We start from the raw sequence: 23,956 nt of genomic DNA on the forward strand, positions 1-23,956 counted from the left end.
TCCAAACCACACTCGTATAGCATTTTCCAAAAAAAGCATACAAAAAAACACTCATCCCTCATACATAGGGACGAGTGTTTGCACCCGTGGTTCCACCCAAATTTGATACATGCTTCGCCTAAAACCAGGAAAAAGAAGCAGCTATCCTTCATCAGCATCTCATAACGGAATGACCCGGCGGTTCATACTGGTAATCCACGAATGGAGAACGTTCCTAACCACAGCTACAAAGGGGTAGACCAAAGGCGGAATAACGTGAGGAAATTTCAGCCAGCGTTTCCTCTCTCTGCACCGTCCATCTCTTGGGTCCATATCTTTGTCGAAGCTTTTATCGAATTATGAGTTATTATAAGTCCCTGTTCATCCGCCGTCAAGTTTTATATCTTCCCTGTTTCCCGGAAATAGGCGTGACAATCAGGGCAGTACCTGCATATCTCGATCCTTTGCTCAAAAATCTGGGTCAGCGTCCGGATCACCGTCATATGAGGCTCCCTGGTGTGGATTACGATTTTAGCCGGAGATACGGAAATCAAGGTTGTAACGACCGCATCCTCCATCTGCAAATCCTGCTGGTCCAGCCGTTCCACGATGACGCCTTCATCATACCGGTATTCAAGTGGATTCAGATCTTCATCCAGCAGCAGCAAATCCTGTCCGCCCTTATGAATTACGTGCACAAGCGGAACCTGCGGCTGTTGAAAATATACGAAATACTTCAGCATCCCCACAAATTCCTCATACTGCCGGTCCATTAAAAATTCGTCCACCGCATATTCCACAATTTCTTTCAGCTCTTTGATATACTGCCTGGATCGGAAGGTGAGAAACCCATCGATATGCAGCAGCGGTCTTTCGGTCAAGCACTGCTTGACGCCCTGCATCAGCATGTCGAAGCGGCGGTTCCAGGACTCACTCAATTCCGGATCTCTCTCCAGAATCATCCTGCAGTGCTTCAGTATCTGCTCATGTTCCTCAGGCTCCGGGAAGTCAAAATCCTCCTGCAGTATATGTTCAACCAGCTTCTGCTCTTTCTCCTGCAAAATGTACTCTGCCACCGTGTTGGCCGCAGTTTCGTATACCTGCTGTAGTTGGTTCCCCTTGAAAAAACGCGGATCATCCTCACGGCAGCTCCAAAGCATGATGCCCTCATGGACCGTGCAGCTGATGGCTAAAGATTTGTACTTTTTATGTAAAACCTGATTCGCTTTCGATACCATGCGGCTATATTGCTCCGCTTCCTGCGGAGTGGAGGTTTGGGCTGCAATGCTGAACAGTTCCATGGAGTTCACTCCTTTCAAAATCCTTCTTACAAAGTATATGTCTATGCAGGGGGGATATACGGGAGTGATCAATGGAAAACAGACTAACATTTCTCAGGTTGAATCGACATGTTGTACATGACAGATACAGAAATAAGATGGGTTAAAAAAATCCCGCTTCAGCAGAAGCGGGATTGTAAAAACGGAGTATTAAAATAATGGATTAGTTCTGCATGACAAAATCGCGTTCAATCTCAGTTCCCTCTTCGAACACCTTCAAAATGTCGTAGCGGGTATTACGCTGTGCCGGAATTTTGCCTGCTTCGCGGATTAATTGCAGAATTGAAGCGATATTGACTTTATGCACCGCGCCTGCGGAAGAAACAACATTCTCCTCCATCATCGTGCTGCCGAAGTCGTTACAGCCGTAGCTGAGCGACAATTTGCCGACTTCAGGTCCCATCGTTACCCAAGAGGATTGAAGATTCGGAACATTATCGAGCACAAGGCGGCCAATCGCGACCGTTTTCAGATAAGCTTCCGGTGTTTCACGCTCACGCTTCAGGCTCGTATTGTCCGGCTGGAACGTAAACGGAATGAAGGCAAGGAAACCTTTAGAGTCATAGCCGTTAGCCACGCACTCATCCTGCGCCTCACGGACACGCAGCATATGCAGGGCACGCTCTTCCATCGATTCACCAAAGCCGATAACCATCGTTGCGGTTGTATTCATGCCGACTTTATGAGCCATCTGCATGACATCCATCCAATCGCGCCAGGTGCCTTTATGACGGCTGATTTTTTTACGAATGCGGTCATCCAGAATCTCGGCTCCTCCGCCAGGCAGCGAATCAAGACCCGCAGCTTTAAGCTCTCTCATAACCTCTTCCAAAGGGAGCCCGGATACTTCCTGCATTTTGCGAATTTCCGCCGGAGAGAAGGAGTGCATAGTAATATTCGGGAACCGCTGCTTGATACCACGAAGCAGATCCGTGTAATAACTGAATGGCAGGTCCGGATTCGTACCGCCCTGCATCAGGATTTCGGTTCCGTCTACATCCTCGGTTTCCTTGATTTTCTGAAAGATAACCTCGTCGTTCAGCAGGTACCCTTCGTTATGCCCCGGTCTGCGGTAAAATGCACAAAAGGTGCAAAAGGTATCGCATACGTTTGTATAGTTGACATTCCGTCCAATCACAAATGTTGTAATCGGATCCGGATGTTTTCTTTTCATCATGATATCGGCGGCATGGCCCATTTTTTCAATTTCGTCACTCTCAAACAGGGTCACGCTGTCTTCCAAATTCAGACGTTCACCCCGCAGCGCTTTGTCCAAGATCTGATTTACTGTGCTCATCTCCGGCAGCCTCCTTATCATATGGCAATTTTAAAAATTATATAGAACTTATTTCCTTAAACCATCCATACCATCTTATCATAATTTCCCTATGAGAAAAACTTCACTTTCTTTTTTCTCTTTTCTATTTTAGCTTAAATCCCGTCAGTCCAAGGATGTTCTATCCTCTTTTTCACAAAATAGACACAAAAAGAGAGCCCGCAAGAAAGCGGTGCTCTCAACATTCATTACCCTTGCAAAGCCTGATCCAGATCTGCGATCAAATCATCGATATCTTCAAGTCCAACGGAGAAGCGAAGCAAACCGTCCGTAATGCCGCGTTCAAGTCGAACCTCGGCAGGCATCGCTGCATGGGACATCATGGCTGGATAAGAAAGAATGCTCTCCACCGCACCCAAACTCACAGCCACGAGCGGAATGCTTACCTTATTCAGCACCTGTTTGGCGCGTTCGCCGGAGCCTACGTCGAAGGATACGACAGCTCCATAACCGGTAGACTGCTTTTCATGAACCTCACGGCCAGGATGATCCAGCAGACCAGGATAGTACACGTGATCAATGTCCGGGCGTCCCTTCAGCCAAGCAGCCAGTACAGCCGCACTTTGCTCACTATGGTTCATTCGTGCCTGCAAAGTTTTCATTCCCCGCATGAGCAGCCAGGAATCCTGCACTCCCAGCACAGTGCCCAGTCCATTCTGAAGCTGCTTGAGCTGTGTGCCAATGGAGTGAGTCCGCGCTACGGCCAGTCCTGCCAGCACATCACTGTGTCCCCCCAGAAACTTGGTGGCACTATGCAGCACAATATCAACCCCAAGCTCAATCGGCCGTTGGTAATATGGCGTCATAAACGTGTTATCCAGCATCGTCAGGAGATCATGCTCCTGTGCCCAGGAGGTAACCGCCGCAATGTCGGTAATTTTCAGGGTAGGATTCGATGGTGTTTCCATATAAACAGCCTTGGTATTTGGCTTCAAAGCTGCCTTAACCTGATCCAGATCCGTCATATCCACAAAGGTGCTTTCAATGCCAAGACGGCTCAGAATGCTGGTGAGCAAACGATATGTACCGCCGTATACATCTTCCGTCACAATCATATGGTCGCCTGCGGACAGCATCATGAAAGTGCTGGAGATGGCGGCCATGCCGGAGGAATAGGCAAACCCGCGAACTCCGCCTTCGAGCAGAGCGATGTAATCCTCAAGCACCTGGCGCGTCGGGTTGCCGGAACGGCTGTAGTCATGAACCGGAGGATTGAAAACATCCTCATGGTGAAAGGTTGAAGCCTGGTAGATCGGTACGCTTGATGCTCCGGTGGTGCTATCAATTTCGGAACCAAAATGCAAAAGCTTGGTTGCAAACTTTAATTTATTTTCATGGCTGTTTTGCTCTTTACCGTTATCACTCATGATGCTTTCCCCCTTCAATTTCCTCTATGGCAGCGTCCAGCGCCCCTCCGAGATCTGCAATCAAATCATCGATATGTTCAATACCGACCGAGAATCGCAGCAGTCTGTCGTCCACGCCTACCGCTTTACGAATTTCTTCTGGAATATCCGCATGGGTTTGAACAGCCGGATAGGTCATCAGAGATTCCACTCCACCCAGACTTTCGGCAAATGCGATCAGCTGAATGTGGCGGAGAATGGGCTCCACATAGCTGGCATCCTTCACTTTAAAGGAGAAAATTCCCGTATTCCCGCTGGACTGCCTGTTTTGAATATCATGCCCCGGGTGATCCGGGAAAGCCGGATGAAACACTTCGTCAACTGCAGGATGTGTCTTCAGGAATTCAGCAATCACCTTGGCGTTACTCTCATGCCGCTCCATCCGCAGCGCAAGGGTCTTCATCCCTCTCATCAGCTGATAAGAATCACTGGCTCCCAGTACAGCGCCGATAGAGTTATGCAGAAAGAACATTTCTTCCGACAGCTCTTTACCTTTGGTCACAATCAGACCTGCCAGCACATCATTGTGCCCGCCCAAATACTTGGTTGCGCTATGGATGACAATGTCGGCTCCAAGCTCGATCGGACGCTGGAAGAACGGCGTAAGCAGCGTGTTGTCCACAATGGTCAGCAGCTGATGTCGCTTGGCCCAGGCTGCAACCTTTTCGATATCCGTGATCATCATCAATGGATTCGTTGGGGTCTCAATAAATACTGCCTTCGTTTCCGGACGTCTGCATTTCTCGAGTTCATCCAGGCTATTCGTATCGATGTATGTCGCAGCAACACCGAATTTTGAAAAGATTCTTTCGAGCATGCGGTATGTACCACCATACAAATCCAGGGATACTATCAGATGGTCACCTTGCCCGAACAATGAAAAGATGGTTTGCAGCGCCGCCATACCGGAGCTGCACGCAAAACCGGCGTCTCCAGATTCCAGCTGCGCAGAAGCATCTTCCAGAACTTTACGGGTCGGGCTCTTCGTTCTTGCATAATCAAACCCCGTGCTTTGACCAAGCTTGGGATGACGGAACGCTGTCGCCTGATAAATCGGAAAATTCACTGCTCCAGTCGCCGGATCTTCGAGCGAGCCAATCTGTGCAAGTCTACTTTCAATGTTTAATGGTTTCTTCTCCATAAAGGTCTCCCCCATATTCTCTTTTAATGGATGCTTTGATCAGATCTGCGGCCAAACTTCTGCAGCCTCTTCAATGTCATAAGGTGTTTCCTGATATACATAGTAATTCAGCCAATTAGAGAATAATAAGTTTGCATGGGCCCGCCATACCGTAGGAGGAATCCTAGTCGGATCATCATTCGGGTAATAATGCTTAGGAATTTCCATCTCCATGCCCTTGGCAATATCGCGTTCATACTCCCATTTCAGGGAATACGGATCATATTCTGAATGGCCCGTCACGAAAATCTGTTTGCCGTCTTTGGTAGCCACCAGATAAATTCCTGCTTCCTCGGATTCCGACAAAATTTCCAGCTCATCAATGATCTCGATGTCCTCGCGCCGTACTTCTGTATGACGGGACTGGGGTACATAAAAGACTTCATCAAATCCGCGCAAAAGCTTGACGTTTTGCTGATTAGTCGTGTGTGGAAATACGCCGAAGCATTTTTTCGCCAGATCCCATTTCGGAACACCAAAATGATGATACAATCCTGCCTGCGAGGCCCAACAGATATGCAGCGTCGAGGTGACATTGGTTTTGGACCAATCCATAATTTCCTGAAGCTCATCCCAGTAATTCACATCTTCAAAATCCATCTGCTCCACGGGAGCACCGGTAATAATCATGCCGTCAAAACGGCGGTGGCGCACCTCGTCAAACGTCTTATAAAAAGCCTCAAGATGCTCCTGAGAGGTATTTTTGGATGTATGCGAGCTTGGATGCAGCAGCGTGATCTCGACCTGTAGCGGTGAGTTGCCCAGAAGGCGCAGCAGCTGCGTTTCGGTCGTTTCCTTGGTCGGCATAATGTTCAGGATCGCGATCCGCAGGGGACGGATATCTTGATGGTAAGCCTTGCTGTCATCCATCACGAAAATATTTTCTCCGCTTAGAATCTCTTTGGCCGGCAGGGTATCCGGAATTTTAATCGGCATGATTCAACACTCCTTTTTTGTTAAGGTGGCGAAAATCATTCGGGGAGCAAGGTGTATATAACAAAAAATGACCTTCTCATTGCATAGAGAAAGGTCATCACGTTAATTCATACGCCTCTCTCATCTGTCAGGAAACAGCTGCTAGCTGCATCATGTTCCTGCAAGAATTAGCACCGTGCGTAACATACGCCGGTTGCCGGGTTTCATCGGGCTAGTCCCTCCACCTGCTCTTGATAAGATTTCGCAATATTAAATTTTGATTTAAATATGGATCATGTTCCTTACTTTAATTCATTATCCTATCCTTCGTCAAGATGCTCACGGTCAGACCTTAAATTTTTTCTTCACCTATTTCCAGCCTTTGTCATACGCTGTAAGCGGGATCGCCGGGCGAGCCATTTTCTTCTTGAAAGGTCCATGGCCCGGCGTTATACTAGACAAGTGTTTAAACCTATATGACAGAGGTGACATGTAAGATGGAAGGCGACCCGAGCCCGAAGCTGAATGCAAATGAACACAACTGCATAGAACTGATATCAGCTTGCCGGCATAGGGAAGTTTTCGTTGCTTTTGTCAATGTACTCCTTCTCTAACCCTCTATTTCCGGCCGGTAATGCTGATTTCTTTCCTGTGCTCTAAACAAGCGTTTCCCTGATCATGCATCGCGTGAGGGGATGGAGGAGTGAAATCATATGAAAATCCGGTTGGTGAACGACGGCGTTTTCAGCCCGATCGACGACATTCAAACCGCACTAACAGCCCCACCCGCAGGATTCTACTGGATCGATGCGGATGTTGACGACCTTACCCTATTGCAGCCTTTGTTTTCCCTGCATGATTTGGCGGTGGAAGACTGTCTGAGTGAGGAAGAACAGCGTCCCAAGATCGAAATTTACGAAAGCCACTATTTTATCGTTGTAAGCTCTATACGTTTTGATGACGAGGAAATTTTCATGCGTGCACTCAACGTCTTTTTGGGCCGCCATTTTATCATTACGGTGACCAAGCAAAAGATTAATGAGCTGCGCTCTCTTAAGCCGATTTTATGGGAACAGGAAGTCAGCACACCGGACCGCTTTTTATATCTGCTGATTGACTTGGTTGTGGACAATTACTTTACAGTCGGCGACCGGATCGAGGCCAAGATTGAGAAGCTGGAAGAAGACATCCTGATGCATACGAAAAAATCCCATCTGAATGAAATCATCGGTTTGCGCAGCGAGATTTTATGGCTGAAAAAGGTATTGGTCCCTCAGAAGGAAGTCATCAATACTCTGAATAAAAGAGATCTCCGGCTGATTGATGATCAGCTGCAAAAATATTTCAGCGACATTTACGAAAATGCCGTGAAGATTTCCGAAAACTTTGACACATTCCGCGATCTGATGGGTAACCTTCGTGAGGCCTACCAATCCAGTATCGCCAATCGTGCCAACGAAATCATGCGTGTTTTTACTGCCATTACGACGATATTCATGCCGTTGACCGTTATTACCGGGATTTACGGGATGAACTTTGATTATATACCTGAAATACATTGGAAGTACGGCTATTACTCCATCATCGGCGTCATGGTTTTGCTTGGCATCAGCATGGTGCTCATATTCCGGAAAAAGGACTGGATCTGAAAGAATTCGGATTCCCACGTACAAAGGACGAAGTTATGCTTTTAACAATAAAAGCTACTTCGTCCTTTTTGCGTTTCCAAGATGCCTCGACTCCAGCCGCTCCTGATTATCCCGCGTTTCTTCTGCTCTCGCCTTCCCTGCGGAAACGCATCCGGATCAGACGCAAACGTTCATAGCGCAGCTCCATCACAGAACCTGCCGCTGCTTCCTGACCGTATACCCGTTGCAGGATTGGCTTCAAAAGCCCATCACCCAGTTCTTCGAAGGCGTTCCAGACCTCTGACTGTTCTGACTGCGGCATCTCCTGCAGTTCTCCTGCGATCAAAGGATCCACATCATAGCCTTCCTTCTCCAACTGTTCCAGCGATTCCACCAGCTCACGTCTTGTCAGACTGCTTTCCTGCTCCATCTGCTCCAGACGTTTGCCTTCACTAATGCCTCTTAGCAGCATTTGCTTGGTCCGGTATTTATCCAGGTCCTGCTTGTATTTCAGCTCCTTCTGCTTGTAAACCCAGGATTCATAAGTATGCTCATCCAGCATGTCCAGAGCCCAGTCCAGCGGGAAGCTATGGCTGCGCGCATGGCCTGAAGTCAAGTTCAGAATATCCGCTCCATATTCCACAGCCTTGTTCTCTCCTACGCCCGGAAGCTGCAGCAGCTCTTCCAAAGTCATCGGTATAAAAGTACTGATGAGTCTTAGAAGCCTGTTGGTCGCAATGAAATAGGGTGCCTTTCGTTCTGACGCTGCTTTTTTGCGTCTCCAGGCACATAGCTCATTGTATAGCGCCTCTTGGTAGTTCAGTTCACTGTAGCAGTAGAGCTTCTGGATGGGCTGGCTTCTCCCCTTCTGACCCTCCTCATCAAGCAGCATGCCATCGATTAATGGCCTGAAGCCTTGACCAAGCCTAACCGCGAGCTCATGTCGGTAAATGTATAGCATTTCATTCCACGAGCCGCCTTCATACCAAATGTTTTCCTGAACCTCCCCGCTGCTATGCATATCCCTCCAGCCCAGTTTCCAAGCACCTTCGGCTTCTCCAATCCATACTTCTGCCTTGCTTTCGTCGCCCCCGCTTTCCTTGACCAAACGATTCATAAAAACAATCTGCATTCTTGTGACCTCCATCATAAAATCAGCACAACAAAAAGCACCTCTCTTAAAATGCAAGAGAGGTGCTTCCCCGAAATAAGATTATGCTGTTATTCAAGATCATACCACATCATCATAATTGGTCAATGAAAAACTGTGATTTTTGCTTTATAATAACAGGAAGATGAAACCTTTAGATTCAAGGAGTGATATGAACAGCATGCCTCAGCATGGAGAACTGGATTTTTTAGCGGACAGCACAGAGCAGACCTCTACAAGGTTTGTCACTTTTCTGGGCCCATCCCTCAAACGTTTTGATCTCGCCGTAACCAACACAGCGTTATTCTACGGAAAAAGCCTTGTGGCTGATTTACAGCAGGGAATCAGTGCCGTTATTGGTGCGGATGATGTGGAGGAGCCTGGATATCTCGAATCCGTCTTCAAGCTTTCTGAAGCGGAGGCAGCGGAGCTCCGGGAGTTTCTGAGCATGGTCGTCGGCATACCGTATTTTACGGATTAGGACAGATATAAAAAGGACAAGGCCCCTTTGAAGGTGACCTTGTCCTTTTTTTTGTTTGCTTTTTATAAGCTTACACAGAAACGGCTGCCAAGGCCTTTTTGGCCAGTGCAAGCGCTCCGCATAGTCCGGCATTGTCTCCAAGCTGCGGAGAAACAATGTAATCAGCAATTTGATCATTAATCGCAGGAAGCTGGACATAACCGTTCAGCAGCTCCTGAAGTTTGGAATGAATCAGCGGAAACAGCTGCTGCTGCTTCATCACTCCGCCGCCCATAACAATTTTTTGCGGGGACAGGATCAGGATATAATTCATCAGAGCCTGCGCAAGATAGTAGGCTTCCATTTCCCATGCAGGATGATCCGGAGTGAGTTCCACGCCTTGAACTCCCCATCTTTTCGACAAAGAAGGACCCGCAGCCACGCCTTCAAGGCAGTCGCCATGATACGGGCAAAAGCCTTCGAACTTATCATCCGGATGACGGCGTACCAGAATATGTCCCATTTCAGGATGAGAAAGCCCGTGGACCAGCTCGCCGCCGACCACAGCTCCAGCTCCGATTCCGGTTCCTACTGTGATATAGAGACAGCTGTCATATCCTTGCGCTGCGCCCCATGTATATTCGCCAAGCGCTGCTCCATTCACATCGGTATCAAATTCGATAGGCACCTCAAAATAGGATTCCAAATGCCCTACAATATCAAAATTGCTCCAATGTGGTTTCGGTGTTGTTGTAATTCGTCCGTATGTAGGACTTCCTTTGACGGGATCGATCGGTCCGAACGAGCCGACACCAATGGCTTCCACGCCTTTATTTTGAAAGAACGCGACCACCTGTGCCATCGTTTCTTCCGGTGTTGTCGTTGGAAAACTTACCCGTTCAAGCACAGTTCCGTCTTCCTTGCCGATTCCGCATACAAATTTAGTTCCCCCGGCTTCAATTGCTCCCAGAATACTCATCGTTTGTAAACCCTCCTGCACCATTCTCATTGTCTGTTTTTTATGAGGTATCAAGTATGAATCCTATCCATAACCACGGGCATTATAGCCCAGTTTATCAAAAAAAGTCAATTCAACCGCGCACATCTTACCTACTTAACCATTCCAATGATACGCAGTTAAAATGCAAAAGGAGATGCCGGCGTTGATGCCAGCATCCCCAGCGCATGGTTTTGTACCGCAATATTCTGCTTAGACAACAACTCCGAGAAGATGGCAAAGGCTCTTCATCTCGAGTTCCTCGAATTTATCCGCTACCATTTGCTCGTCAAGTGACAGCTCGCAGATATCCAGCTCGCATGCCACAGGCACACAGCAATGAATTTCCGCCAGTTTACGGGACAGATGCAGCATTTCGAGATCCGTTTCAATTTTGACGCGGACACTCTTCGTTACCTGATCCAGATTGTCCAGAATACCTTCAACCGATCCATATTCCTGAACCAGCTTATGGGCTGTCTTCTCACCGATGCCGCGGACGCCCGGATAATTGTCGCTGGCATCCCCCATCAGGGCTTTTACATCTATAATTTGGCGCGGCTGAAGCTGTTTCTCTTCATACAAGGATTCCGGTGTGTAGACCTTATAATTGCCATGGCCTTTTTTCATAATAATAACCGTCGTACGGTCACTGACAAGCTGCAGCAGATCATGGTCACCTGTTAAAATCATGACATCCATTTCTTCACTGAACTGCGTAGCCAGCGTACCGATGCAATCGTCGGCCTCGTATCCCTCGGCGCTGATATTCGGTACCCCCATGCTATCCATGACATCACGGATGATGGAAAACTGCGGCACCAGATCATTCGGCGCTTCCGGACGGTTTCCCTTGTATGCGGAAAACTGCTGTCCGCGGAAGGTCGAGCCTCCGAGATCCCAACAGCAGATGACATGACTTGGGTCAAAATTCTGAACAGCATCCCAAAAATACCGTATAAATCCGTAAATCGCGTTCGTCGGGATTCCTGATTTGGTACGGCGGATATATCCGCTGGTGGCGGTCGCATAATAAGCTCTGAATAATAAGGCCATCCCATCAACGAGCATGACAGATTGGCGTTTAGCATTAGGTATCAATCTTCGTTTCTCCCCTTGTCTGCCCTATTCCCTTTACAGGGTCCGGCAATTCTGCCTCTAGTATAACACAACTCCGGGGAGCTTTTGGGCTCTTTCCTGTTATCTCCAAGTGGATTCGTATTGGTCTTCTTTATACCCAACCGTCACTTTGCTGCCATCCGTTACGATCGGACGTTTGATCAATCTGCCGTTCGATGACAGAAGCTCAATCTGTTCCTTTTCGTCCATGCCGGCAAGCTTGTCTTTCAGACCCAGCTCCTTGTAAACCTCGCCGCTCGTATTAAAAAACTTTTTAAGCGGAAGTCCGCTCAGCTTAATCAGTTCAGCCAGTACTTCCGGTTTAGGCGGCTCATCGAATATATGATGAAGCTCCAGCTCATGTCCGTGAGCTTGAAGCCATTTCACGGCGCTGCGGCATGTGCCGCATTTCGGATATTGGTAAACTTCTAGTTTGCTCATCGTAGTCAACTCTCTCTGTCGTATTTATTACGGGTGACAGCTCTTTCACCTGGAATCCAGCCTGCGCTGCAGCTCTTTCATGTCCTCAGGTAACGGTGCCTGAAAAGTCATCATCTCATGCGTCACCGGATGCTCAAAGGAAAGCTCGAAAGCATGCAGAGCCTGCCGCGGCATGGATTGATCAAGCCGGACAATTTCCTGGGCGGATTCAGCCAATGAATCCAGTAAAGCTTCATCCGCGAGAATCGGATCAACGGTTCCTTCAATCTCCTCATAAACGGAGTGGCGATACAATTTATCACCGATCAAAGGGCAGCCGATGCTTGTCATATGTACACGGATTTGATGCGTTCTTCCCGTCTCCAGCTTGAGTTGAACAAGCGATCCCTTACCCCAGCTTTCCAGCACCGTATATTTCGTCAGCGAAGGATATCCGTCAGGTGTGACAATCCGGCGGTGAGGCTCTTCCGGATCCCGGTCAATCGGGCCGTCTATCTCTCCCTGCTCCGGATTCGGCGTACCATGCACCATTGCCAGGTACTTCTTGTCCACGCGATTATCAATCATCTGCTCGGAAATATGCTGATGCACATAAGGATTTTTGGCAATCGCAAGCACGCCGGTTGTCTCTTGATCCAGGCGGTGAACTGCGCGAAAACGGAATGCTTCCTCCTTCTTAAGCCAATAGTCCACGACTCCGTTCGCGAGCGTGCCTGTATAGTGGCCATGTGTAGGATGGACAATCATCCCCGCTTCTTTGTTTACAATTAAGATATGCTCGTCTTCATATATAATCTCAAAAGGGATTGGCTGGGGCAGAATATCTTCGGAGGTTTCCTTCTCCATCCTGATTTCTACCACATCTCCGGCCTGAACATGCACACTGATGTATACCCTCTTGCCATTCAATGTAATGCCTTGTTCTGTTTGCTTCAGACGGGACTGCAGCTTGCGTGACACATGCATGCGCCGAAACAGGATGGTCTTGAGCAGCCAGCCATCCTCAGCCTCGGGTATGATATAAGTAATGGGCGGATAATAGGATGTCATTTCTTGTTGCCAAACACCTTTTTACTACGGATATATTCGATATCCGGGACGTTGCTGCGGACATTGGCCGTACGGGCAATCACAAAGAAGTAGTCCGACAGACGGTTCAAATAACGACGGACCTCCGGATTAATATCCTTCGCTTGACCCAAGGTTACAACTCTGCGCTCAGCCCTGCGGCATACGGTTCTGCAAACATGCAGAGTAGACGATAACAGAGATCCTCCCGGTAAAATAAAACGTTCCAGCTCCGGATTCTCTTCTTCATAAGCATCCATCCATTGTTCCAGCCGCTCCACCATTTCGGCGCTTACTTTATATCTGATCTCACTTAATTTAACAAAGGCAAGATCCGATCCACAATCAAATAATTCATGCTGAATCTCCAGCAGATTCTGGCGCAAATCTTCGAACGCTTCCCCCTCCATAAGACTGACAGCCTGTCCGACATAGCTGTTCAGCTCATCGATCGTGCCATAGGTCTCTACCTGCAGATCGTCCTTGGATACACGTCCGCCAATTACGGATGTTTGGCCTTCATCGCCTGTTCTTGTATACACTTTCATTTTTCAGAATCCCCCTATGCAAAAGATACCGTTATTTATTCCGTCATAGCCTGAATTGCCTTCAATGCGTCGTCCACATGTTTTGAAGAGACAGGAATGGTGACATACAGTTTTTCAGGCGTATATTTCAGATCCTGAAAAACTTTCAATTGTTTTACGGGGATGCCATACAGATGCTTGGTATTATCGATGGTCTTATCATCCTTTTCTTCCTGGCTGGCAAAGACGCCGTCTGGATACTTTTTGGTATCGAAATGGTCATCCAGTGCGACATGGCCGCCAAGTTTACCGTAATTTTTCATGTCATCTTCGGGTAAAATCATAATATCATGTCCGCCCGCAGCATATTCAACCATCAGCTTCTGCGGATTATACAAGGGACTTGCCACCACTTCAACCTTGATGTCAGGACCGAGTTTATCCTGAAGTGTCTTCTGCAGCTGCTCAGACACCTCCGTTGGATCGGAATTCTGATCAATCATAAATACCGAAACACCTGGTTTGTCATCTTTCCCACAACCTGCAAGCATAAAAACAGCAAGTATAACCAGCATCAGTTTACCGTATGCCTTCAATCTCTGCTCCCCCTCTTTTCTCCAATAGGTTCAATATATCACACCTGGCAGAGACAAAAAAGAAGAGCCCGGATCGATGGCATCCGGACTCTGTTTTTATATATAGTAATGCAACAATATTACTGGTTTGCTTCACGAATACGCTGGAGCTGTCGGATATGGGTTGTCTCATGAATCGCAATAAAATGCGCCCACTGCGATGCGTTCAATTCAAAACCGAACGGGTGGCGATAAAGAAGTTCGTCTGTGTTCCGCTCGGCCAGTTTAGGGATTAGTGCCTTTGTTGCTGAGCGTACCTCATTCAGCTTTTCAATCGCTTCCTCATAACTAAGTGTTCCACTCGGACGGGTCGGAGCGGGGGCTTCGATCTTGGCGCCAATAATGCCGCTGCTCTTCACGATATCCATGACATCCGTCTTCTTCTCATCCAGCGGCTCAGATGGCAGAACCGGTTCTTTGGCCAACATTTGCTTGATTTGATATTGAATGACACCTTCAAGCTTACCCAGATGCTCTACCACTTCTGTTACATTCCAGCCATCCGGTTTCTCGCGTAATTGCTTTTCTTCCGGTCCGAAGGAGTTCAATACTTGCATGAATTGGGCTCGAACTTGATCCATATAGGGGATAATATCCTGATACTTTACCATGGCCAATCCCTCCGGGTTGTAGATTTATCTGCTCCCTGAATCTGAAAACAGATTAATATTGTATCATGAAACTTACCCCGAACCAAATGTGAATGACACAAAAATCCCCTCCGGCCAGCAGTACCGAATTCATCACGAGAACTCTGGCTTACTGCCAAACCGGGGGGGATTGTAATTCTATATGTACTTTAAGCTTTACTCTTCTTGGGACATAATTTCATATATTCATTAATCTTTAAATCCAGCAGGCTGCTGATTTCGATGACGATTTCCGAAGTAAAGGACTGCTCCTGCAGAAATATCTGTTCCATCTTTTTGCGGAGCATCAGAATTTCATCTTCCAAGGATATATTCTTAATAGAATCCGTCGTTTTGGTTGACCAATCACCGCGTTGATCGCCTTCGGCAGTGTAGTCACCGCGATATGAGGGCAAATCATATTCAGCACAAAACAAAGGTAATCCCTCCCTGGTAAGTCTTTTCTTGCTCCTAAAGCAAAATTATAACATACAAATCCATAAAATAAAGTGAATTTTTTGTTAAATTATACAAAAAACAGAATAAAACGTTATAAAGAATGAATAAACTGGAGCTCATATAGGCTCCAGTCCATTCTTGAATCATGATTCCTGTTTAAGCTTGTGTAGAAATGCTCCGATCCGATCCAGAGCTTCCGTTAATTGGGCTACGGAAGTCGCATAGGAACAACGTAAAAATCCTTCGCCTCCTGCTCCGAAAGCCGTACCCGGTACAGCGGCAACCTTGGCTTCAAGCAGCAGCCTCTGGGCAAATTCATCCGAGCTGAGTCCCGTTGAAACAATACTTGGGAAAGCATAAAATGCTCCCTGAGGCTCATGGCACTGAAGTCCGATATCTTGGAATCCCTGAACGATCAGCCGTCTGCGCTGGTTGTAGGATTCGACCATACGGTCCTTCTCCCCCATGCCGTTCTTCAGTGCCTCCAGTGCGGCTACCTGACCCATCACCGGCGCACACATTACAGTATACTGGTGAATTTTGAGCATTGCGGCAATGATATCCGGATGGGCACATACATATCCCATCCGCCAGCCGGTCATAGCGAACGCCTTGGAGAATCCGCTGACCAGAACGGTACGATCCATCATGCCAGGAATCGCCGCAAAGCTGACATGCTTTTGATTATAGGTCAGTTCTGCATAGATTTCATCGGAGATGACGATCAAATCATGCTTTTCAACTACCTTGGCAATGGGGAGCCAATCCTCATAGGTCATAGTCGCGCCGGTCGGATTACTTGGATAACAAAGAATCAATACTTTGGATTTCGGTGTAATTTGAGCTTCAAGCGCTTCCGCAGTCAGCTTGAAATTATCCTCTGCATAGGTTTCAATGCCTACAGGCACCCCGCCGCCAATCGATGTAATCGGAGAATAGGATACGTAGCAAGGCTCCGGAATCAAGATTTCGTCGCCTGGCTCTATGAGTGCACGCAGCGCCAGATCAATGGCTTCACTGCCGCCGACCGTTACGATAATCTGATTCTGTGGATCATACCCAACCTCAAAGCTTTCATGCAAATATTGCGAGATGGCTTCACGGAGCTCAATCATTCCGGCATTGGAGGTATAGGCTGTTACTCCCCGTTCCAGGGAATATACACAGGCCTCCCTCACATGCCAAGGAGTCGTGAAATCGGGTTCACCCACCCCAAGTGTGATGATATCCTTGCTGCCATTGGCCAGATCAAAAAATTTGCGGATCCCGGATGGGGGAATATCCCTGACCAGTGGGGCAAGATAAGAATTCATCGATTTGACTTGCTGCTGTTTGGTATCTTCATTCACGATCATGACAACATCTTCCTTTACGGTGAGACCATGAGACGGTTATCTTCTTCACGGTCTTCAAAAATAATTCCGTCTTGTTTATATTTTTTCAAAATAAAATTGGTTTTCGTGGACAGCACAGAATCAATCGGGGAAAGCTTCTCGGAAACAAAGTTCGCTACTTCCCGCAAGTTGCGGCCTTCTACTTCGACCAGCAGATCATATGCTCCGGACATCAGATATACGGATTTGACCTGTGGATACAAATAAATACGTTCGGCAATTCCTTCAAAACCGCGGCCGCGTTCTGGGGTAATCTGTACCTCAATGAGCGCTGTAACCGTTTCTTCTTCGATCTTGCTCCAGTTGACCACGGCCGCGTATTTTACAATGACATGGTCCGCCTCAAGCTCGGCAATCGCCTCTTTAACCGCTTCCTCCTCGACACCAATCAGCGTTGAGAGAAGTTGGGGAGACCGTCTCGCGTCTTCATTCAACAGGTCGAGAACCTTTAATTTCAATTCAGTCAGTTCTTTCATACAGTATCCTCCAGCATTCATTTCACGGGTTGCTTACAGATCATGTCATACCCGGGAAAGAGATTAATATTAATATTACAATACTTTATGAAGCATGCAAAGAAAAACCGTCTCTACGGCGTGGGCCGAAATAGAGACGGTTAAAAAGTGCCATGCTTCACCGCAAGTACCTGAGGGTTACATATATTATAGCAATTTTGCTTTTTGGGTTGCCCACAGAACGACGGTTACATATAGTACGGATTGTGAATATTCGGCTGATGAAGCGGAACATTCGGAGTTTGGGCGTATTGACCCATTCCACCTGTTTTTTGTTGGACAAACTGCCGTGCCTTTTGCTGCGTATTACGCGCATCCTGGATCTGCTTGTCCACGTCCTGGCGCAGCGCCTTGGAAGAAGTAGAGTACATGTTCATCTGTTTCATCAAATTATAGAGCTCCCCTTGCATCCGCAGCGTATCGTTGGTCAATTGTGTAAACAATTGGCGTACAGTCGGACATGATGATTCAGTGGTAGCTGTCGTATATTCTCTAACGGTTCGTTTCAAATCCGCGAGGATGGTATATAGCAGGTCTTCATCCTGCATGAAAGCAGAGTTGTTTTGATTTTGATTTTGATAATACATGATTCGGCGTACCTCCCGTAATGGATTATTGTTGAGGCTGGTTCGGAGCCAGCGACTGATGCTGCTGCAGAGCCTGAACCAGCATCTCCAGATGATGGTCCATAGAACGGATATATTGCTGGCATGCCTGCTGGATGGTTGGATTTTGACTGGTTGCAGCCGTTGCCGCACACTGCTTAATCAGCAAATCTTCATTGGAAATCGAATCGACAATATACTCGAGCTCTTTGCCCGTAATTGCCTGCATTTGACCGGATTGCATATGTGTTTTGCCTCCTCTGGGGATGTTTAACTCATGCATATTATGTCCCGGGCTTTTTTTTCTATGTACCTACCAATAAACAGCTTTTAAATAGCAAATACTGAAGCATGAATGAAGAAAAGGAGCGAAGTACGATGATCTTGAATAGTGGAAAACTGGCTTGGCCCCATACACTGAGCCCCGTTCCTGAATACCCAGTACTGAACCAAGATCTGGACTGTGATGTTCTCGTCGTTGGCGGCGGCATGAGCGGAGCAACTTTGAGCTATGAACTAACCAAGCGGAAACTGAGCACGATAGTGATCGACAAAAGAAGTATCGGGGGCGGCAGCTCTTCAGCGAATACAGGCCTACTTCAGTTTTCCAATGACAAAACGCTCACCTCAATGATGAACACATTCGGCGAGGAGATCGGTGTTACATTTTACAAGCTGTGTGAACGCGCAATGCAAAAGCTGATTGATACAGGCAGCCGTTTAAATATCGATCCTCATCTCATCCCCCGCAGCAGCTTCTACTACGCCAGTCATGAAGATGATGTGGCTATGCTGCAGGAGGAGTATGAGAATTTCAGAAGATACGGATTTCATGTTGATTACTGGGATCGAGCCAAGATTGAACAAAACATGCCTTTCTCGAAGCCTGCAGCGCTTTATACCCATGGAGATGCTGAGGTTAATCCGTTTCGAATGGTACATGCGCTCGTTGAAGCAGCTGCCCGGCATGGAGCACAGGTATTCGAGCATACGGAAGCCGTTCACTTTGATTATGATGAGAACAGCGTTACATGCCATACTCAAACCCATAGGATCCGTGCCAAAAAGGTCATTTATACGATGGGGTATGAAACCCAGGAAATCAAAAAGGACAGAAATGCCGTGCTCAAGGTATCCTATGCGGTGCTTACCAACCCGGTAAAGGATCTATCCGACTGGCATGAACGCTGCTTGATTTGGGAAACAGCCAGACCCTATTTGTATATGCGAACTACACCGGATAACCGCATCGTTGTGGGTGGAATGGACGAGCATCCTCCAGCTCCGGAGGAGCGCGATGGCCGCGCTCTGCATAAAAGCGAGGCTTTGCTGGACGAGGTAAGAAAGCTGTTTCCCCGTTATAAGGAGCTTAAGGCTGACTACGCCTGGGCCTCTATCTTCGGCTCAACACATGATGGACTGCCGATGATCGGCACATATCCTGATTATCCAAACAGCTATTTTATAGAGGCGTACGGCGGAAACGGGACAGTATACTGCATGATTGCTGCGGATATATTGGGTGATGTGCTGACCGGAAAAGATCGGCCTGAGCTGGAGTTGCTCTCTTTGCAGCGGACCAGCAAGCCATCGCCTCATAAGCCGCTGACTTTGAGATAAAAAAAGGTTTACCGTTGGAAGCAGGTCCCTGAACCGAGATATAAAGAAAGCAGGCATGTCCCTTTAAAAGAGATTGCCTGCTTCTTTATACATTCATTCGTATGACCATTCGGGTTCCTTCATGCAGCTTGCTGTGTACGCTAATCTCTCCATCATGCGCTTCGACGATATCATGCGTAATGGCCATGCCGAGCCCGGAGCCCTTATGCAGTTCTCCCGTATTTGTTCCCCGGTAATAGCGGTCAAAAATCCGCTCGACCTCTTCTTGTCTGATCCCTTTACCGTTATCTTGGACACGGATGAATACCTGATCCCCGCTCTTCTCCACACTCACTTCAATGACAACCGTTTCATCATTATGCACAATCGCATTGTAAATGAGGTTATTGATCGCCCTGCGGATCAGAATTTCATCGACGCTCATTTTGATAACCTCGTCACTGCACTGAAAGACAATATTTCGGTTCGCATAACGGGAGTCATTTAACGTGTCAATCACGGCATTACGGAGAAGACTCACGATGTTCACGGTCTTTTTGTTCAGCGTCATTTTTTTATTTTTCAGACGAGTGGACAGGTTCAAGTCTTCGATCAACTCCGTCAAATACAGTGACTTGCGTTCAATAATCTCGGCGTAGTCCCTCATTTCATCGATAGAGAACTGATAATCCTTATCCTTCATCATTTCTGCATAACCCTGAATCGAAGCTAATGGCGTTTTTATATCATGCGATATATTGCCGATCCATTCTTCCTTCATCCGATCCAGCTTCTTTCTTTCCATTTCACCTGCCCTAAGCTCTTCCGACAATAGATTAACATTATGGAAAACATCTTTATAAACACCCGCAGGCTTGTAATGTTTATTGTATTTTTTGTTGGCCAGCTGTTTGATCCCGTCAATTAATGTATGAATCGGCTTCGTCAGTATTTTACTGAAGATGTAGCCAATGCAAAGTGCGATGAGTCCATCAATAATGATCAGGATGATACTTCCCATTTTAAGTGCCTGTCCGACTTTCCGATAATCGAAGGTCAGAACCTGCCTCTGTATATATCGACTTTTGAACCCTATCAAATAACTGTATTGGTGATTCTGCGCTATTTTCCCTCCAACAAACACAGTCGAAAGCAACTCTTTTTCGAAATACTTATACGTCTGAATCATGTCCATGGGTGTATATTTCACTTTCGCCTCTTTAGGGACAAGATAGCCGTACTCCTGCTTGCCATCCTCATTCAAAACTTGAATCCATGCCTGATTCTGCTCGAGCACCTTCTTACCTTTTTCCGTAATACTTATCCCATCCGGATTGATGACGATGTCATTTTGAAAGGAGCGTGTTATCGCATCGGCAGAGGATTCATGGCTGGAAAACAAGAGATCCTTGTTTACCATTTGCAAGATATACAACCCCAGTATAACCATGATATTGATGACAATGACGATCACGACAATAAGGACAACGGATACCAAATACCTCCCGGTTAACCTCCATTTCATCGATTACTCATCCTCTACAGCAAGCTTGTAACCCAGTCCCTTCACCGTAACCAGATACCGCGGATTTGAAGGGTCTTCCTCAATCTTTTCCCTAAGCCTCCGGATATGTACCATCACCGTATTGTCAAATCCAAAAAACTCTTCGCCCCAAACATGATCATATAGGCTTTCCTTGCTGATGATTTGGTTGGGATGCTTCAATAAATGGGTGAGTAAGCCAAGCTCCTTTGGCTTTAATTCAATGATACTTCCGTTCTTTTTCAGCTCGATTTTTTGTTCATCCAATTCGAAAGGTCCAGCCTTGATGATATGATCCATTTTCTCTCCATCTTGGGGAATATCATTTCTTCTAAAACGGGCTTTGATCCGGTAAGCCACCTCTTTCGGGCTAAAAGGCTTAGTGATATAGTCATCCCCGCCAATGGCAAAGCCTAGAATTTTATCAATCTCTTCTGTCTTTGCGGATAAAAAGAATATAGGAACATTGGAAACACTGCGAATTTTTTTGCATACATCATAGCCTTCTCCATCCGGAAGCATGATATCCAGTACGACAATGTCAGGCTGCCTCTTCTGAAATTCGGTCCATCCTTCTTCTGCCGTACCGGCTGTGTATACCTGCTCGATGCCTTCTTTAATCAATACAGTTTGAAGAAGTCTCACGATATCCGCCTCATCATCCACGATGAGGATTTTTTGATTGAACGTCAAAACTATCCCCCCCCCTTACCGTGGGTGAGCATCCGGAAAAACTGCCTTAACCGGAACAGCTTAAGCAATACTCAGCTTCCTCACCCCAAAAATCACTATACAAGCTCTTATCGTAACACGAGCCCTGCTTGTTTACTCCTCCGCGAAAAATTTGGACATTGGGTTAGCCGTCTTCTGATCTGAAGTCACTTTCCCTGTCTTGTTCATCTCGTAATATTGATAAAAATCAGTGGTAAAACTGAGCGCATTCAGCACTTGCTTCCCAAACGGCTCAACCATCCCGTCCGCAAGCGCATCCCCGTTCCAATAGAAATGGAGCAATAAACGGTTCTTGTTCAATGGATGCTTGATGATATAAGCGCCCGCTGTGTCTTTTTTATTCATCATGCTCTTCCAATCAAAACCTATATCCTTGGATTTTAGAATAATACCAGGTTTCAGCGCTTGGATCAGACCATTTGTTTGAGCGCTGCCGATCACGATCAGATTGCTGCCTCCGATTTCCTTTTCCAATTGTTTTTTCAATACCTGACGCTCCGTAATAATGACTGGCTTAATGCCCGAAACCTCAAACGTTCCTATCAGCTGATTCAGAATTATCTCTTGCTGCTTTTTCGCCTTGCTACTCGCCTGGTCACTCAGTACAATGGTCAGCGGTTCGCCCTGGAGCGCTTTATCCTCAATCCGGCTCATCGTCTCAAACGGTAGTTCCGGGATCTGTGCGAGAGAAGAACGGTATAGCTCTTTGAACTGCTCATGAAAATATGCGGCTGTCTCTTGCTTGCTCAAGCGGTATTCAGGCTTCAGGACAAAATTAGGCTGATGCAGGGACTTGTCCATCTCATTTCGGGCTTCTTTCCCCAGTGTATCCTCGATGGTTTGGAGGAGCCCGTCCATCGTTGCATTTTTAAATGCATACCGCTTGACATATTCTCTCATGAACGCATCAAATTTCTCTTCGCCAACCATCCGATACAGCTGGTAAATGGCCTGGCGGCCCTTTTCATAAAAGACAGGACTGGCATTATCACCAACCTCCTGATTGGTCGAAGCGATGGGCACATCGAAGGAAGTGTCATCAAACTGGAGCGCTTTGAACCCGTTCAGCTTATCGCCTTGTTTCTCGGAGAAATAGATTTTTGAGAAGTCGGCAAAGCCTTCATCCAGAAACGATTCCTTCTCCGAGTTGTTGCCGATCACGGCATGGAACCATTGATGAGCGATTTCGTGCACGAATACCGAATCATGCACCGGATCCGCATTATTACCGATCATGCCCATCTGAATCACGCGGGCAAATTCCACCGCCAATCCCTCAACATACGATTCAGCAATGCGAAATTCGGGATACGGATATTTTCCGTACTTGTCATTGAAGAATTCGATCGCCTTGAAGGCTTGGTCCACGTATTCGTCAACGATCTTTTTCTTGTTCGGCGTGTTGTCAAAATAATAGTATTCGACGGTCAGGCCATTTCGGGTCACGCTATCTACTTTATAGTTCGGGCTTGCGAAAAAGACAAATTCCCGCGTGTTGTTGGCCACCGTGGAGACGATTTTGCGACCGGCCTCCCTATCTTCCTGAGTGCTGATCGTCCCTGGCATCAATACTTGATACGCTGCGGGGACATTAAAGTGAACCTCAAAGTCCGAAGAGGTGTAATAGTCGGTTTCAAAGGAAGTGCTATAAGGCGTTTTATCCCACATATGCTTGGATTCGTCATACACGGACATCACCGGAAACCAGTGAGCGCCGTTGATGATGTCTTTATAATAGGATAACCGTTCGGAGCCATATGGAATTTTCACTTCGAATTCTACTTGAAGCGTTACCGCTTCGCCGGGCTTAAGTCCCTGCAGAAGCTGAACGGTCAGCGCCTGGTCGGAGTTGTTGAATGTTATGGATCGCCCCCCTACTTTCACAACCTGGATATCAATGCCGCCTAGAAAGACCTCCGGCTTGAGGCCGGGATTGTTCTTCAGGATTTCTGCATTGGTTCTCTGGAACATGCTGGCCTGGGTAGATTTAGAGCGGTTAGCATCGGCAAAGGTGTGGAACACCAGCTCCTTCAGCGTGTCACTCGAAGTGTTAAGGTACGTGACCGTTTCACTTCCCTGGATATGCATGCTTTTCTCGTCCAGGCGGGCATTGATCTGATATTGAATTGGCGTGTGCGTCATGGCGCTGTCCGCAGACTGCTGGGAAGCAGAGAATGGATCTGCCAGTGCGTGTCCTGTGCCAGCTGCCACAGGACACGCTGCCAGCATGAATGCCAGCGAGTATGTCATTGCTTTTTTGGATATGGATGTCCAATTGAGATTGTTCATTTGGTTCTCT

General features: G+C 47.1%; 24 protein-coding genes and 1 riboswitch. Of the genes, 3 read left to right on the forward strand and 21 right to left on the reverse strand.

The window, feature by feature from the left end:
• Positions 1-377 precede the first annotated feature (377 nt).
• From KJS65_RS15260 to metA, 5 genes are all read right to left on the reverse strand, one after another.
• A complete protein-coding gene (locus KJS65_RS15260; RefSeq protein WP_213650534.1) occupies positions 378-1,280 on the reverse strand; it encodes a putative sporulation protein YtxC in 903 nt (300 codons plus the stop codon).
• A 202-nt stretch (positions 1,281-1,482) separates the two neighbouring features.
• Positions 1,483-2,616, reverse strand: coding sequence for a cyclic dehypoxanthinyl futalosine synthase (mqnC, locus tag KJS65_RS15265; protein WP_213650535.1), 1,134 nt, complete (start codon positions 2,614-2,616; stop codon positions 1,483-1,485).
• Between the two features lie 227 nt (positions 2,617-2,843).
• On the reverse strand, positions 2,844-4,022 hold the full coding sequence (locus KJS65_RS15270) for an aminotransferase class I/II-fold pyridoxal phosphate-dependent enzyme (RefSeq protein ID WP_213650536.1): 1,179 nt from the start codon (positions 4,020-4,022) through the stop codon (positions 2,844-2,846).
• On the reverse strand, positions 4,015-5,202 hold the full coding sequence (locus KJS65_RS15275; RefSeq protein ID WP_213650537.1) for a PLP-dependent transferase: 1,188 nt from the start codon (positions 5,200-5,202) through the stop codon (positions 4,015-4,017). The genes KJS65_RS15270 and KJS65_RS15275 overlap by 8 nt, the downstream gene beginning before the upstream one ends.
• A 39-nt stretch (positions 5,203-5,241) precedes the next feature.
• Positions 5,242-6,177, reverse strand: a complete 936-nt coding sequence (gene metA / locus KJS65_RS15280) for a homoserine O-acetyltransferase MetA (protein ID WP_213650538.1) — start codon at positions 6,175-6,177, stop codon at positions 5,242-5,244.
• A gap of 117 nt (positions 6,178-6,294) precedes the next feature.
• A riboswitch (SAM riboswitch) is annotated at positions 6,295-6,417 on the reverse strand.
• A gap of 452 nt (positions 6,418-6,869) precedes the next feature.
• Between metA and corA the strand changes: the two genes are divergently transcribed.
• The gene (corA, locus tag KJS65_RS15285; protein WP_136604058.1) at positions 6,870-7,805 is read left to right on the forward strand and encodes a magnesium/cobalt transporter CorA; all 936 of its coding nucleotides are present in this window, start codon (positions 6,870-6,872) and stop codon (positions 7,803-7,805) included.
• Between the two features lie 106 nt (positions 7,806-7,911).
• On the opposite strand, the gene KJS65_RS15290 is transcribed toward corA, so the two are convergent.
• Positions 7,912-8,916: an HRDC domain-containing protein gene (locus KJS65_RS15290; RefSeq protein WP_213650539.1), complete on the reverse strand. Its 1,005-nt coding sequence runs from the start codon at positions 8,914-8,916 to the stop codon at positions 7,912-7,914.
• A 199-nt stretch (positions 8,917-9,115) separates the two neighbouring features.
• On the opposite strand from KJS65_RS15290, the gene KJS65_RS15295 reads away from it, so the two are divergent.
• The gene (locus tag KJS65_RS15295) at positions 9,116-9,415 is read left to right on the forward strand and encodes a DUF3055 domain-containing protein (protein ID WP_213650839.1); all 300 of its coding nucleotides are present in this window, start codon (positions 9,116-9,118) and stop codon (positions 9,413-9,415) included.
• Positions 9,416-9,485: 70 nt separating this feature from the next.
• Here KJS65_RS15295 and KJS65_RS15300 read toward each other — a convergent pair whose 3' ends face one another.
• The 12 genes from KJS65_RS15300 to KJS65_RS15355 form a co-directional block, all read right to left on the reverse strand.
• A complete protein-coding gene (locus tag KJS65_RS15300) occupies positions 9,486-10,373 on the reverse strand; it encodes an ROK family protein (RefSeq protein ID WP_280531319.1) in 888 nt (295 codons plus the stop codon).
• A 231-nt stretch (positions 10,374-10,604) separates the two neighbouring features.
• A complete protein-coding gene (locus tag KJS65_RS15305) occupies positions 10,605-11,462 on the reverse strand; it encodes a 5'-3' exonuclease (RefSeq protein WP_213650841.1) in 858 nt (285 codons plus the stop codon).
• A 129-nt stretch (positions 11,463-11,591) separates the two neighbouring features.
• On the reverse strand, positions 11,592-11,951 hold the full coding sequence (locus KJS65_RS15310) for an arsenate reductase family protein (protein ID WP_136604054.1): 360 nt from the start codon (positions 11,949-11,951) through the stop codon (positions 11,592-11,594).
• A 45-nt stretch (positions 11,952-11,996) separates the two neighbouring features.
• Positions 11,997-13,001 (reverse strand): RluA family pseudouridine synthase, encoded by a 1,005-nt coding sequence (locus KJS65_RS15315; protein ID WP_213650540.1) that lies wholly within the window; start codon positions 12,999-13,001, stop codon positions 11,997-11,999.
• Positions 12,998-13,567, reverse strand: a complete 570-nt coding sequence (locus KJS65_RS15320; RefSeq protein ID WP_213650541.1) for a cob(I)yrinic acid a,c-diamide adenosyltransferase — start codon at positions 13,565-13,567, stop codon at positions 12,998-13,000. Before KJS65_RS15320 ends, KJS65_RS15315 begins: the two co-directional genes overlap by 4 nt.
• Before the next feature lie 35 nt (positions 13,568-13,602).
• Positions 13,603-14,142 (reverse strand): hypothetical protein, encoded by a 540-nt coding sequence (locus KJS65_RS15325; protein WP_244864535.1) that lies wholly within the window; start codon positions 14,140-14,142, stop codon positions 13,603-13,605.
• Positions 14,143-14,261: 119 nt separating this feature from the next.
• Entirely contained in the window at positions 14,262-14,792 is a 531-nt protein-coding gene (locus tag KJS65_RS15330; protein WP_213650542.1) for a DinB family protein, read from the reverse strand.
• A gap of 188 nt (positions 14,793-14,980) precedes the next feature.
• Positions 14,981-15,247 (reverse strand): aspartyl-phosphate phosphatase Spo0E family protein, encoded by a 267-nt coding sequence (locus KJS65_RS15335; protein ID WP_213650543.1) that lies wholly within the window; start codon positions 15,245-15,247, stop codon positions 14,981-14,983.
• A gap of 165 nt (positions 15,248-15,412) precedes the next feature.
• Positions 15,413-16,624, reverse strand: a complete 1,212-nt coding sequence (locus KJS65_RS15340) for an aminotransferase class I/II-fold pyridoxal phosphate-dependent enzyme (RefSeq protein WP_213650544.1) — start codon at positions 16,622-16,624, stop codon at positions 15,413-15,415.
• A 14-nt stretch (positions 16,625-16,638) separates the two neighbouring features.
• On the reverse strand, positions 16,639-17,139 hold the full coding sequence (locus tag KJS65_RS15345; protein WP_213650545.1) for an Lrp/AsnC family transcriptional regulator: 501 nt from the start codon (positions 17,137-17,139) through the stop codon (positions 16,639-16,641).
• A gap of 227 nt (positions 17,140-17,366) precedes the next feature.
• Positions 17,367-17,765, reverse strand: coding sequence for a spore coat protein (locus KJS65_RS15350; RefSeq protein WP_136604048.1), 399 nt, complete (start codon positions 17,763-17,765; stop codon positions 17,367-17,369).
• Positions 17,766-17,790: 25 nt separating this feature from the next.
• Complete coding sequence (locus KJS65_RS15355; protein WP_213650546.1) at positions 17,791-18,027, reverse strand: hypothetical protein; 237 nt, start codon at positions 18,025-18,027, stop codon at positions 17,791-17,793.
• A gap of 134 nt (positions 18,028-18,161) precedes the next feature.
• On the opposite strand from KJS65_RS15355, the gene KJS65_RS15360 reads away from it, so the two are divergent.
• On the forward strand, positions 18,162-19,403 hold the full coding sequence (locus KJS65_RS15360) for an NAD(P)/FAD-dependent oxidoreductase (protein ID WP_213650547.1): 1,242 nt from the start codon (positions 18,162-18,164) through the stop codon (positions 19,401-19,403).
• 85 nt (positions 19,404-19,488) lie between these two features.
• Here KJS65_RS15360 and KJS65_RS15365 read toward each other — a convergent pair whose 3' ends face one another.
• The 3 genes from KJS65_RS15365 to KJS65_RS15375 all read right to left on the reverse strand — a co-directional run bounded on the left by KJS65_RS15365 (position 19,489) and on the right by KJS65_RS15375 (position 23,946).
• Positions 19,489-20,907: a sensor histidine kinase gene (locus KJS65_RS15365; RefSeq protein WP_213650548.1), complete on the reverse strand. Its 1,419-nt coding sequence runs from the start codon at positions 20,905-20,907 to the stop codon at positions 19,489-19,491.
• 3 nt (positions 20,908-20,910) lie between these two features.
• Positions 20,911-21,618, reverse strand: coding sequence for a response regulator transcription factor (locus tag KJS65_RS15370; protein ID WP_213650549.1), 708 nt, complete (start codon positions 21,616-21,618; stop codon positions 20,911-20,913).
• Between the two features lie 132 nt (positions 21,619-21,750).
• The gene (locus KJS65_RS15375) at positions 21,751-23,946 is read right to left on the reverse strand and encodes a M1 family metallopeptidase (protein WP_213650550.1); all 2,196 of its coding nucleotides are present in this window, start codon (positions 23,944-23,946) and stop codon (positions 21,751-21,753) included.
• Positions 23,947-23,956: the final 10 nt, after the last annotated feature.

Source organism: Paenibacillus sp. J23TS9 (genome assembly GCF_018403225.1).
GTDB lineage: Bacteria > Bacillota > Bacilli > Paenibacillales > Paenibacillaceae > Paenibacillus_AQ.

Excerpts from the sequence above, each read along its gene's own strand:
- KJS65_RS15315 (WP_213650540.1), bottom strand. The coding sequence starts at position 13,001 with ATGACATCCTATTATCCGCCCATTACTTATATCATACCCGAGGCTGAG.
- KJS65_RS15345 (WP_213650545.1), bottom strand. The coding sequence starts at position 17,139 with ATGAAAGAACTGACTGAATTGAAATTAAAGGTTCTCGACCTGTTGAAT.
- KJS65_RS15330 (WP_213650542.1), bottom strand. The coding sequence starts at position 14,792 with ATGGTAAAGTATCAGGATATTATCCCCTATATGGATCAAGTTCGAGCC.
- KJS65_RS15365 (WP_213650548.1), bottom strand. The coding sequence starts at position 20,907 with ATGAAATGGAGGTTAACCGGGAGGTATTTGGTATCCGTTGTCCTTATT.
- metA (WP_213650538.1), bottom strand. The coding sequence starts at position 6,177 with ATGCCGATTAAAATTCCGGATACCCTGCCGGCCAAAGAGATTCTAAGC.
- KJS65_RS15260 (WP_213650534.1), bottom strand. The coding sequence starts at position 1,280 with ATGGAACTGTTCAGCATTGCAGCCCAAACCTCCACTCCGCAGGAAGCG.
- KJS65_RS15275 (WP_213650537.1), bottom strand. The coding sequence starts at position 5,202 with ATGGAGAAGAAACCATTAAACATTGAAAGTAGACTTGCACAGATTGGC.
- KJS65_RS15350 (WP_136604048.1), bottom strand. The coding sequence starts at position 17,765 with ATGTATTATCAAAATCAAAATCAAAACAACTCTGCTTTCATGCAGGAT.
- KJS65_RS15290 (WP_213650539.1), bottom strand. The coding sequence starts at position 8,916 with ATGCAGATTGTTTTTATGAATCGTTTGGTCAAGGAAAGCGGGGGCGAC.
- KJS65_RS15375 (WP_213650550.1), bottom strand. The coding sequence starts at position 23,946 with ATGAACAATCTCAATTGGACATCCATATCCAAAAAAGCAATGACATAC.
- corA (WP_136604058.1), top strand. The coding sequence starts at position 6,870 with ATGAAAATCCGGTTGGTGAACGACGGCGTTTTCAGCCCGATCGACGAC.
- KJS65_RS15295 (WP_213650839.1), top strand. The coding sequence starts at position 9,116 with ATGCCTCAGCATGGAGAACTGGATTTTTTAGCGGACAGCACAGAGCAG.
- KJS65_RS15340 (WP_213650544.1), bottom strand. The coding sequence starts at position 16,624 with ATGATCGTGAATGAAGATACCAAACAGCAGCAAGTCAAATCGATGAAT.
- KJS65_RS15320 (WP_213650541.1), bottom strand. The coding sequence starts at position 13,567 with ATGAAAGTGTATACAAGAACAGGCGATGAAGGCCAAACATCCGTAATT.
- KJS65_RS15310 (WP_136604054.1), bottom strand. The coding sequence starts at position 11,951 with ATGAGCAAACTAGAAGTTTACCAATATCCGAAATGCGGCACATGCCGC.
- KJS65_RS15355 (WP_213650546.1), bottom strand. The coding sequence starts at position 18,027 with ATGCAATCCGGTCAAATGCAGGCAATTACGGGCAAAGAGCTCGAGTAT.
- mqnC (WP_213650535.1), bottom strand. The coding sequence starts at position 2,616 with ATGAGCACAGTAAATCAGATCTTGGACAAAGCGCTGCGGGGTGAACGT.
- KJS65_RS15300 (WP_280531319.1), bottom strand. The coding sequence starts at position 10,373 with ATGAGTATTCTGGGAGCAATTGAAGCCGGGGGAACTAAATTTGTATGC.
- KJS65_RS15270 (WP_213650536.1), bottom strand. The coding sequence starts at position 4,022 with ATGAGTGATAACGGTAAAGAGCAAAACAGCCATGAAAATAAATTAAAG.
- KJS65_RS15360 (WP_213650547.1), top strand. The coding sequence starts at position 18,162 with ATGATCTTGAATAGTGGAAAACTGGCTTGGCCCCATACACTGAGCCCC.
- KJS65_RS15305 (WP_213650841.1), bottom strand. The coding sequence starts at position 11,462 with ATGCTCGTTGATGGGATGGCCTTATTATTCAGAGCTTATTATGCGACC.